Source organism: Pseudomonas sp. GW821-FHT03C07, from assembly GCF_059420925.1.
Window position 1 is genome coordinate 94,046 of record NZ_JBWKUQ010000013.1, and the last position, 11,318, is coordinate 105,363.

General features: G+C 62.5%; 7 protein-coding genes. All 7 read left to right on the forward strand.

The window, feature by feature from the left end:
• Positions 1-115: 115 nt before the first annotated feature.
• The 7 genes from AC07VG_RS22945 to AC07VG_RS22975 all read left to right on the forward strand — a co-directional run bounded on the left by AC07VG_RS22945 (position 116) and on the right by AC07VG_RS22975 (position 11,006).
• Positions 116-907 carry a YfaP family protein gene (locus AC07VG_RS22945; protein ID WP_495003129.1) on the forward strand — a complete coding sequence of 264 codons (792 nt, stop codon included), beginning with the start codon at positions 116-118 and terminating at the stop codon, positions 905-907.
• Positions 908-942: 35 nt separating this feature from the next.
• Positions 943-2,667: a DUF2138 domain-containing protein gene (locus AC07VG_RS22950; protein ID WP_495021912.1), complete on the forward strand. Its 1,725-nt coding sequence runs from the start codon at positions 943-945 to the stop codon at positions 2,665-2,667.
• Positions 2,652-3,314 (forward strand): DUF1175 domain-containing protein, encoded by a 663-nt coding sequence (locus AC07VG_RS22955; RefSeq protein ID WP_495003131.1) that lies wholly within the window; start codon positions 2,652-2,654, stop codon positions 3,312-3,314. The genes AC07VG_RS22950 and AC07VG_RS22955 overlap by 16 nt, the downstream gene beginning before the upstream one ends.
• Positions 3,311-7,882: an alpha-2-macroglobulin family protein gene (locus AC07VG_RS22960; RefSeq protein WP_495021913.1), complete on the forward strand. Its 4,572-nt coding sequence runs from the start codon at positions 3,311-3,313 to the stop codon at positions 7,880-7,882. Before AC07VG_RS22955 ends, AC07VG_RS22960 begins: the two co-directional genes overlap by 4 nt.
• Position 7,883: 1 nt before the next feature.
• Complete coding sequence (locus AC07VG_RS22965; RefSeq protein WP_495021914.1) at positions 7,884-9,530, forward strand: DUF2300 domain-containing protein; 1,647 nt, start codon at positions 7,884-7,886, stop codon at positions 9,528-9,530.
• 3 nt (positions 9,531-9,533) lie between these two features.
• Positions 9,534-10,352, forward strand: a complete 819-nt coding sequence (locus AC07VG_RS22970; protein WP_495021915.1) for a YfaP family protein — start codon at positions 9,534-9,536, stop codon at positions 10,350-10,352.
• Positions 10,353-10,748: 396 nt separating this feature from the next.
• Positions 10,749-11,006, forward strand: a complete 258-nt coding sequence (locus AC07VG_RS22975; RefSeq protein ID WP_495003135.1) for a DUF6429 family protein — start codon at positions 10,749-10,751, stop codon at positions 11,004-11,006.
• Positions 11,007-11,318 lie beyond the last annotated feature (312 nt).

The window sequence follows — 11,318 nt, forward strand, 5'->3', positions numbered from 1 at the left end:
AACCTCTGCGGCTTCCCCTACCTGTCATCGACAGGTCTTCTCTGACCGATACCGTGTCGGGAGTGCGCTGTGGATTCTGCGCAGGGTTTTATAAAGCATGGCAAGGAGGCTGTTGATGCGCCGGTTTTTCCCCATCCTGATCGCCCTCTGGGCCACGACCGCCTGGGCTGAGCCCTCGGCCGAGCTCCAGGAGCCGACCGGCGGCTGGCGTTACGCAGGTCTCCTCGACCACAAGGATGCGCCGCAGGTGGCCTACCCCACGCCGCCCATCGACCGTGGCATCCAGCGCAGCCGCACCCCCATCGAAGGCCGGATCAATCCGCCCTCCGGCCCGCGTGAACCCCATATCCTGTCGGTCAACGGCAACCCGCTGAATCTCTACACCGACGACGCCGGTCGTTTCGTCCGTCCCTATGCCTTCGGTGCCGGCTCCAACAGCGTCGAAGTGCGCAGCTCCACGGGCAAGTCGCTCAAACGTGTGCAGTTCTACGAGGCCAACAAGCAGATCACTCCGGCGCGCATCCGCGTGGTCCTCGGTTGGGACGACCCCAAGGCCGAACTCGACCTGCACATCATCACCCCCGACGGCCAGCACGCCTTCTACGCGCATCCGGCGTTGACCAATGGTGGTGGCCTCGACCCGGATGGCGTCGACGGCCCCGGCCCGGAAATGTTCACCATGACCGCGCCGCTGCACGGCACCTACCTGATTTATGTGAACTACTGGGGCAACTACAGCGCCAGCGACGGCTATAACTTTACCGAGCACGCCAACCAGAACGAGGTCATCACCTCGCAGATCAATCTGGTGCTCAACGAAAACACCGTCGATGAAAAGCGCGAGAGCTTCACCGTGCCCCTGCGAGCCATCGGCGACCTGCTGCTGGTCAAGACCTTCAACTATTGAACATCCCGCTCCACGGATGAATGGGCTTTGCGAACATGAGCGATAACACAGCTTCCCCGGACGCCGTTGTAGCGGCTACCCCTCAACCTGCCGGCTCGCGCCGTTGGCTGGGTCTTGTGCTCGGGCTTTGCGTGGCCGGTACGGTGGCGGGCGGCCTGGGCTGGTTTTTCCACCACAAGCCGGCCGCCCCGGCGCCGGAACTGGCCCTGGAGAAACTCGGCGTGAGCCGCCCGGACGCGCTGCTGGAAACCGCGTCGCTGAGCCAGTTGCCCAAGGACCTGCTCAGCGTGCCGTTCCTGCGCGACACCCTGACCGAGGATTTCGTCTTCTATTACGAAACCCACGGCGACCGTCTCGGCCTGATCGGCAGCCTGCGGCGGATCATCTACGAGCATGACCTCAAGCTGCAGGACAACCTGATCGAGCAACTCTTCGACCAGCCGGCGGATATCGCCCTGTGGCGCGGTGCCGACGGTCGTCTCAAGGACTTCCTGCTGGTGATGGACCGTGGTGGCCTGGCCAAACTGCTTGAGCCCCTGGCCCATGTCGCGCTGGACGACACCCAACTGACCAAGGTCGGCGAAGTGAAAGTCGCCGGTGACAGCGTGCCGCTCTATCGCCTGGCCTACAACGCCAGCAAAGCCCTGTTGTTCGCTTCCCGTGGCGACAAACTGGTGGTGCTGTCCAATCCGGATCGACTCTACGAGCAAACCAGCGACGACAGCGAATTGGCCCCGGGCGAGGTCTCGACCCAGGCCCTGGCGGCGTTGCTCAATGGCGACAAATTGTTTCCCGAAGCCTTCGGTCTCAAGCCTCGTGAAACCGTCGTGAAGCAGCGCATCTCGATTGCTTCCAGTGTCCTGGCCATGGGTTACCAGCGCTTTATCCCCAACTTCGCCGGCCTGCGCCTGGACATGGACGACAAGGGCTGGCACAGCTTCCTCGCCCTGGATGAGCAGGACAAAGCCGCCGACTTCGACTTCAAGCCGATCTGGCAAGCCATGCCGGTGGGCGCCAGTGCCTGCGTCGCCCTGCCGTTGGCTGCCGAGCAGCAACAACCGCTGCTGGTCAAATTGGGTGCCGACGAAGCCACCGCGAAGAAACTCACCGAACACATGAGCGGTGCCGCCGGCCTCTGCTGGTACGCCGACTCGCGCCTCTACACGCCGTTGCTGGTGGCCAACCTGACCAAGGACAACGACAGCCTCGACGCCGACCTGGGCAAGCTGTTCGGCTCCATGGTCGGGAGCAAGGAAAGCGCCGTCGACGGCGGTCTGTTCCCTATCGCTGAGCAACAGAAAGACGGCGTCCATGAGTGGAAGCGTCAGGTCAGCTCGACCTTCGGCCAGTACGCCGCCAAGGAAGCCGAGAACCCCGACGCCATCACCGGCAAGGGCTTCTTCCGCGTAAGCCTGGCGCGGCACGGTTCGACCCTGCTGTTCTCCCTGGATGACAAGCTGGTGGACAAGGCCCTCGGCACCCTCGACAAGCACTTTCCGCCGCTGGCCGACGTGCTGCCCAAGGACGTGCTGATGCCGGTCTACCTCGGCCCGGACTCCCTGGCGCAACTGATGCGACAGGAAACCCTCGACAGCTTGCCCCAGGACATGGAGCCGGTGTTCCGCAACGCCGCGCAGACCCACCTGATTCCCAAGCTGCAAAAGCTCGCCGGTTTCGGCAAGTACGCCCTGACCCTGCCGGAAGGCAGCGAGCCGGATGGCCACTGGCAGTGGTTGCCTTTGCAATGGCGTGCAATGTGATTCCTCTGTTCAAGAGGTTGGGCCTGCTGGCGCTATTACTGAACACCGTGTTCAGTGCGCCCGCGTTCGCCGTTGAAGCACCGCCGCTGGACGTCGAGCAGTCCCAGGTGTTCCGTGCCTGGTTCGTGCGCATCGCCCAGGAGCAACTGACCCAAGGCCCGAGCCCGCGCTGGTACCAGCAGGACTGCGCCGGGCTGGTGCGCTTCGCCGCCAACGAAGCGCTGAAAACCCATGACGACAAATGGTTGCGGGCCAATGGCCTGTCCAACCGCTACCTGCCGCCCGAACTGGTCCTGAGCGAGGGCCAGCGCAACCTGGCCCAGCAATGGCAGCAGGGCGGCGGCAAGGTCGGGCCCTACGTCAATGCGATCAAGCTGATCCAGTTCAACAGCCAACTGGTCAGCCGCGACCTCAACCAGGCGCGGCCCGGCGACCTGTTGTTCTTCGACCAGGGCGACGACCAGCACCTGATGATCTGGATGGGCCGCAACATCGCCTATCACACCGGCACCACCACCCCCACCGATAACGGCATGCGCTCCGCCAGCGTGCAGCAACTCATGACATGGAAGGACACCCGATGGATACCCGATGCAACGAACCCCAACTTCATCGGCGTTTACCGGCTGAACTTCCTCTCTCGATGAACGGGTCTCCCATGAAGCGTCTGTTTTCCCGAATGGTTTTCGCCCTGGCCGTGCTGCTGCCGGTTGTCGCCGGCGCCGCCGATGACTCGGTGCCGCCGAGCAACTACACGCCGGTGGCCGGCGAGAGTTTCTTCCTGCTGGCCGACAGCAGTTTCGCCAGCGACGAGCAGGCCCTGGTCCGCCTCGAAGCGCCGGGCCGCGACTACCGGCGTTTCCGCATGGAACCCTACGGTGGCGCGGATATCCGCGTGTACCGCATCGACCAACCGCTGGAATTCCTCAAGCGGCAGAAGAACCTGCACCGGGTGGTCAGCGATGGCCAGTTCAAGGGCGAAGGGCTGTCCAACACCCTGGCCTACCTGTGGGACAACTGGTACCGCAAATCCCGCCGCGTGATGCAGCGGGCGTTCTCCTACGAGTCGCGCAAGCAAGTGACCGAGGAAGTGCCGGAACTGAAAATGGGCCAGGCCATCGCCGCGCCGACGCCGTACGACAATCATCCGCAATACGCGCCACTGCCCGGTCTGCCAATGGTCAGCCAGTTCCGTTACCCGCTGTGGGACGCCAAGCCGATCCAGCCGCCGAAGGGCGTCGACCTGGCCGGCTCTTCCAGCCAGTTCATCAGCGTCGCACCCGGCAACGTCTATATCCCGCTGGGCAAACTCAAGCCAGGCCTGTACCTGGTGGAAGCGCTGATCGGCAAATACCGTGCGACCACCGTGGTGTTCGTCTCCAACACCGTGGCCGTGAGCAAGATCGCTGGCGACGAATTGCTGGTCTGGGCGGCACGCAAACATGAAGGCAGCTCGGTGCCCAAGGTCAAAGTGCTGTGGACCGACGGCTTGGGCGTGATGAGCAGCGGCGAGACCGATGCCGATGGCCTGCTGCGCCTCAAGCACGTCAGCCCGGAGCGCTCATTCATGATCGGCGAGGACGACGAGGGCGGGGTGTTCGTCTCCGAGAACTTCTATTACGACAGCGAGATCTACGACACCAAGCTCTACGCCTTCACCGACCGACCGCTGTACCGGCCGGGGGATTGGGTGTCGATGAAAATCGTCGGTCGCGAGTTCAAGAATGCCCGCGACTCGGTCAACCCGACCACCGCCCCGGTGCGTGTCAGCGTGCTGGATGCCACCGGCACCACCTTGCAGACCCTGGACCTGAACCTGGACGCCAAGTCCGGTACCCAGGGCCGTTTCCAACTGCCGGACAACGCCGTGGCCGGTGGTTATGAGTTGCGTTTCAACTACCGCGACCAGACCTACAGCAGCGCCTTCCGCGTCGCCGAGTACATCAAGCCGCACTTTGAAATCTCCATGGACCTGGCCAAGCAGGACTTCCGTACTGGCGAGCCGATCAAGGGCAAATTGCTGCTGCTCTACCCGGATGGCAAGCCAGTGGCCGATGCCCGGGTGCAACTGAGCCTGCGTGCCCAACAACTGTCGATGGTCGACAACGAGCTGCAATACCTCGGGCAATTCCCGGTGGAACTGACCAGTGCCGAACTGACCACCGACGACAAGGGCCAGGCCGTGCTTGACCTGCCGGCGGCGGAAAAGCCCAGCCGCTACATGCTCACCGTGTTCGCCAGCGATGGCGCGGCGTATCGGGTCAAGACCACCAAGGAAATCCTGATCGAGCGTGGCGCGGCGCGCTATCGCCTGTCGGCGCCGCAGCGTTTCAGTGCCACCGGCGAGAAGGTTGCGTTCGGCTACGTCAGCGAGTCCACCGTCGCCCAGCCGAATGCTGGCACGCCAAGCACCTATAGCTGGGTCCGACTGGAAGACCAATCCACCGGTGGCGGCAAACTTGGCGCGGCAGACAAAGGCTTCAGCATCACCTTCGACCGTCCCGGCACCTACAACCTGTCGCTCAAGGACGACCACGAACGCATCCTTGGCGCCGCCGGCCATTCGGTGACCGGTGACGGCGTGAAAGCCGTACCCGGCACCGTGGAAATCCTCCTCGACAAACCCGAGTACCAGGCCGGTGATGAAGCGCTGGCGTTGATCACCTTCCCGGAGCCGGTCACCGACGCGCTGCTCTCGCTGGAGCGTGACAAGGTCGAGGCCACCGCGCTGCTGTCCAAGGGCGGCGACTGGTTGCGCCTGGAAAAAATCAGCGACACCCAATACCGTGCGCGGATTCCGGTGAAGGACAACTATGCCCCCAACCTGACCTTCTCGGTGCTCTACACCAAGGGCGGTGAATACAGCTTCCAGAACGCCGGCCTCAAAGTCACCACGCCGCAGATCGAGGTGGCCATCGCCACCGACAAGGAAAGCTACCAGCCGGGCGACACCGTCTCGGTGGACCTGACCACCCAGTTCGCCGGCAAGCCGATTCCGGCGCACCTGACCGTCAGCGTGGTGGATGAAATGATCTACGCGCTGCAGCCGGAAGTGGCGCCGAGCATCGACCAGTTCTTCTACCACCCACGGCGCAACAACGTGCGCACCAGCGCCAGCTTGTCGTTTATCAGCTACGACGTGGCATTGCCGGGCAGCCCAGGCGCGCCGGGCAAGGCCAACCGCAGCGAGCGCGGCGTGAAAGTGCTGGAGCGGCCGCGTCGCGAAGACGTCGACACCGCCGCCTGGCAGCCTGAGCTGGTCACCGACGCCAACGGCAAGGTGCGTTTCACCTTCCGCATGCCGGACTCCCTGACCCGTTGGCGCATCACCGCCCGGGCCATCGCCGATGCCGGGCAAGTGGGGCAGAAGAACCAGTTCATCCGTTCCGACAAACCGCTGTACCTGAAATGGAGTGGCCCGACCCACTTCCGCAGCGGCGACCAGCCGAAGCTTGGCCTGTTCGCTTTCAGCCAGGCCGACAAGCCGGTCAAGACTGAGCTGGTGATTCGTTATGCCGGCCAGGAACAGCGCCTGCCGCTGTCCCTGAACAAAGGCATCAACTACATCCCGCTGCCGGCGACCTCGCTGAGCAGCGGCGACTGGAGCGCCGAGCTGCAACAGGACGGCAAACCCCAGGATGCCCTGGCGGTGCGTTTGAGTGCAGTGGGTGACGGCTGGCAAGTGACACAAAGCCAGAGCCTGAGCGTGGCGAGCGGCGACACACCGTTGAGCCTGCCGGCAGACGCCAGCGATATTCGTCTGCGCCTCGACGACAGCCCGCAAGCGCTGTTCCGCGCCAACCTCGATGATCTGCTCAGCTACCCCTATGGCGGCGTCGAACAGACCGCCAGCCAGTTGCTGCCGTTGAGCATCGCCTACCCGGCGCTGTCGGCCAACGCCCAGGTCCGCGACCGTCTGCGTCTGATCATGCAGAACAGCCGCCTGCGCCTGGTCTCGATGGCCGGGCCGGATGCCTGGTTTACCTGGTGGGGTGAAGATGTCACTCCGGATGCTTTCCTCACCGGTTACGCCTATTACGCCGACTGGCACGCCAGCAAGGCGCTGGGTATCAGCCTGCCGCCGGATCACTGGCAGCGGGTGCTGGATGTCTACGGTAAACAGGCCACCGTCACGCCATTGCTGCAACGGGCGCTGGTGCTGTCGTTCGCCAAGGACATGCAACTGCCGGTGAACACCCTGTTGACTGGCCTGATGGACGAACTGGCGAAAGCCGGTGACGGTGCCGACGCCAACCTGATGGACGATGGCCAGGACAGCGTGATCATGAGCGCACCGGATTCGGCCCTGGGCCTGGCCAGTGCGCGGGTACTGACCGCTGCCCTGGCCCGCCAGAGCAAAGTCGCCTTGCCGGATGCGTTCAGCAAGCAACTGCCCGCGGCTGAACAGCGCCTCGGTGCCAGCTCGCAACCGTTCGCCAGTGCCTTGAACCTGTCGATCAAACCGTTTAACGCCGACTTGGCCCAGGACCTGTTGCAGCGCCTGTTGCCGCAGCAATCCACCCTGGAACGTGCGCTGGCCCTGACCTGGCTGCAACGCAGTGTCGAGCAGACCCCGAAAACGGTCACCCTGACCCCGGGCGAAGGCTGGCAAGCGCGCCAGGGCGGGACCGGTGAAAACTACTGGCAATGGCAGGGCGCGGGGCTACCAAGCGTGTTGACCGTGAGCGGTGCACAGGAGCGTCCATTGCGGGCCAAACTGAGCTACCTCAGCCAGCAGAAAGTGCCGGATGACCTGCCGGTGCAGATCAAACGCCGCCTGCTGGAACTGGTGCCGGGCGACGACGCCTACACCTTCAGCCTCAAGGCCGTGGGCGACAAGCCGTTGTCCAGCGACAGCCTCTACCTGGACGAAGTGATCCTCACCACCAAGAGCCCCAAGCCGTTGCGCTACGGCATGCTCGAAGTGCCGTTGCCGCCAGGTGCGGACGTTGAGCGCACCACCTGGGGCGTCAACCTTGCCGGGTTGGCCGGTGCCGAAGCCACGCCGCTGGAGAAGGCGCACTTCGAACCGGGGCAGATGGCGTATGGCGTACCGGTCAACAGCCTGAATGGCGAAGTGCGTCTGCGCCATCTGATCCGCTTCTCGCAGAAGGGCCAGTTCAAGTTGCCGCCGGCGCGTTTCAGCCAGATCTATGCGCCAGAGCATCAGGCTCAGGAGCAGAAACCGGCCCTTGGGCAGATCACGGTCGAATGACATGACCCGCCGACTGGCCTGGCTGCTGTTGTGCATCGTTCCTCTGCTGGCGACGGCAGAGGAAGCGCCATTGCGCCTGGCCTGGAAAACCGCCGACGGCTATGAGTTAGTGCAACTGAATACCACCCAGGTGCTCAATCGCGAACCATTGCCGGCGGATCTGCAAACACCGCTGGGCAGCCTGTGGAAACTCTTCGTCTATGCCTGGCTGGTGGACACCAACCAGCAGGAACCGGCCTACGATTGTCATGGGCAGGATCACGAGGAAGTCTATTGCTGCACCCCGGGCGGCAGTATTGCCCGGGATGCGGCGTTGGTCCGCTCCTGTGGTTTGTACTTTGATCCCAAGCGTTTGAAGATCGATGACGGCCAATGGCGCGGCTACTGGCAGGCACGTCAGGCGCCTAGTTGGCTACTGAGTTTCAACCAACTGCAACCGCAAACCCGTGTACCCGTGGTGCAATTGCTGGAAGCGCTACGCACGCTTCCGGTTCAGGGGACTGCGCGCAAACTGCTGCTGGACGTGGTGCTCAACGCTGCCGATGGTCAGGCGGTGGGGCTGCTCGGCGGGCGCGTGCGGGTCAAGACCTGGAGCTGGCTCGGCGACCAGGATTCGCAGTCACGCCAGGGCGGTTTTGCCGGTTGGCTGGAAGACGGCACGCCGCTTTGGGTGGGTGGTCGTGGTACCAGCCAGATGGTGCTGCGGCATTACTCGGATGTGCTGGGTAGCTTCTTGCCGTCGCCTTCGTCCGAAGATGCCGGGCGTTGCGTGCAGGTCGATCTGTTCTCCCGTTACCCACTGAAAGGCGTCACCCGCGCCGACGGCCAAGCCGCTCCCAACGGTGCCTTGCAAGGTCACTACCGAGTCGATTTCGCCAATGGCAACCAGTTGGAGATCGAGAGCGCGGGTGAACTCTTTCTGCTGCAGAACGCCGGTCAGCCGCAGCTGGTTGCGCGGCTGGACCGCGAGGAATATGTCGCCCGTGTCCTGCAACGCGAAGCCAAGACCGAACCCATCGAAGCCGCCAAGGCCCTGGCCGTGGCGATTCGCACCTACCTGTTGCAGAACGCTGGCCGTAGCGGCGACTGCCTGAGCATTGACGACAGCAGCGGCCGTCAGCGCGTTGCGCCACGCCCGGCCACTGCCGAAGCTCGGGGTATCGCGGCCTGGACCAGTGATCTGGTGTTGGCGGGCAGTCCGGTGACCTACCACTCCGACCAATCCGGCCCGGACAAGCTGTCCTGGCAACAGGCGGTGGAACAGGCCAACGGCGGCGAGCGTTACGACCAGATTCTCCAGCACGCCTACCCGCGTGCGAGCCTGAGCCGTTGGGACAACCCGGTGGCTTCGTGCGAGCCCTTGCCGGCAGCGCAGGAATGGTTGCTCAAACAGCGTCGCGTGTGGCGTCAGCGTCTGGATCAGGAAGTTGGCTATAACGAATTGAGCCAGTTTGCCGTCTGTCGGGTGTCCTACGGTCGGCCTTACGTCGACCGCGAACGTCAACGCATCTACGTGCGCGGTGTGCTGACACAACAGGACCGCCTCGACCTGACCCATGAATACCTGCACCTGGCGTTCGAGGCCCATCCGAATGGCCAGGACGAAGATTATGTCGAAGGGCTTGCCCGTCACCTGTTACTGGAATAGGCCATGAAATTGCGCATCTCCACCGTTGTCCTGTTCCTCAGCGCCCTGGTTGTGCTGAATGCGGCCCATGCCGACAGCGGCATCCAGCTCGATACCCCCAAGGGCGGCTGGCACGCCGGCTCGCCGGATGGCGAACACTTCCGCCAGACCGTCAACTACCCGGCCTCGTCGGTCAACACCCCACTGGGGCAGGCGGATACAGCGCGGATCATGGGCCAGATCAAGGGCGCACCGAAGAGCACCAGGGTGCCAGGGAACCTGATCGTCAATGGTGTGAGCATGCCGTTGAAGATCGATGAGTCGGGGAATTTTGATCGACCGTTTTCGTTTCCCACTGGCAGTAATAGCGTTGAAGTGCGCAGCCCGGATGGGCAGCAGCGCAAGCGCGTGCAGTTTCTGAATGTGGGTGGTGGGGCGACACCGGCCAAGTTGCGGATCTTGCTGTCGTGGGATACGGATGGTACTGACCTGGATCTGCATGTGGTGACGCCGGATGGCGCGCATATCTGGTACGGCGACCGGGTCGCGCCCAATGGCGCGGCGCTGGATGTGGACGTGACCACCGGCTACGGCCCGGAGATTTTCTCCATGCCTGCGCCGATCAAGGGCCAGTACCTGATCTATGTGAACTACTTCGGTGGCGGTTATCGCAGTGACGATGATGAGAGCGGCGGGCAGGAGAATGCCGTGCAGCCTCTGACCACGGCGAAGGTCACGGTGATTACGGAAGAGGGGACGGTGAACGAGAAGATGGAATCGTTCATCGTGCCGATGCGGGCACCGGGGGAGCTGACGTTGGCGAGGCGGTTTAGTTATCCCTGAGAATGCTCAGGTTCTGGCCTAACGTGTCGCTGTTTTGCGGTTTTGACGACACGTGGTGGGGATATGTCGCTGACGGCGACATGAGGGAAGAACGTGTCGCTGAAATCTCGTTTCAGCGACACGTCGGAAACTTCGCTCTTGTCTGGTCCCAAATGCTGATGCTAAGCGAGGATGTTGGGCGACAGACAGTCTCTGTGTGATGGTTAACGATGCGTGCCCAAGTCTGGGCATGTCTGTCGATCTCGCTGGATCAGCCCTCCCTGTAACAGATAACATTTCGGCCAATGCCGCCATCCTGCGCCCTCAAGGCAAAACACCATCCTGCCTGTGAAACTCGGATCTGTAGGTAGAGCTGGCTTTACGGTGAGCTTAAAGAGTATGAGCGGAGCAACGATCATGGAATACGACGATAAACTGATTGAAGAAGCCGTACTTGCGCTGTTGGCAACCTTCAGTTTTGATAACGGCAATGCTTGGAAAGGGTTCGACTTCGAGACCATGAACCGATTACATGAACGCGGTTTCATCAGCAATCCGGTGAGCAAGAACAAATCGATTTGGTTGACGGCTGAAGGGCTTGAGCGAGGCAGGCAGATAGCCGACCGGTTGTTTGGGGTAAGAACTCAAGTGAGGCAATCCGACTCGGATACCTGACTTCATACCACGGCTATACGGTGGGTGGGGTTTATGGATCGCAGACAAAGTCTTGGCCGATTTGGCCCGTGAGTCTGGACTGCTTCGTGAGCAGCGATGACTTGAACTTTTTCCGTAGGTCGCTCATAGGCCTCGAGTAGTCGTCGCCTGATGGGCGACTGCGGAAGTCGAGAGAAATACTTCGCGGTTTGTGTTGCTTGCTCGGGGACAGGGGATAGGCTTTGTCACCATGGAAGTCACCATGGAAGTCACCATGGAAGTCACCATGGAAGTCACCATGGAAGTCACCATGGAAGTCACCATGGAAGTCAC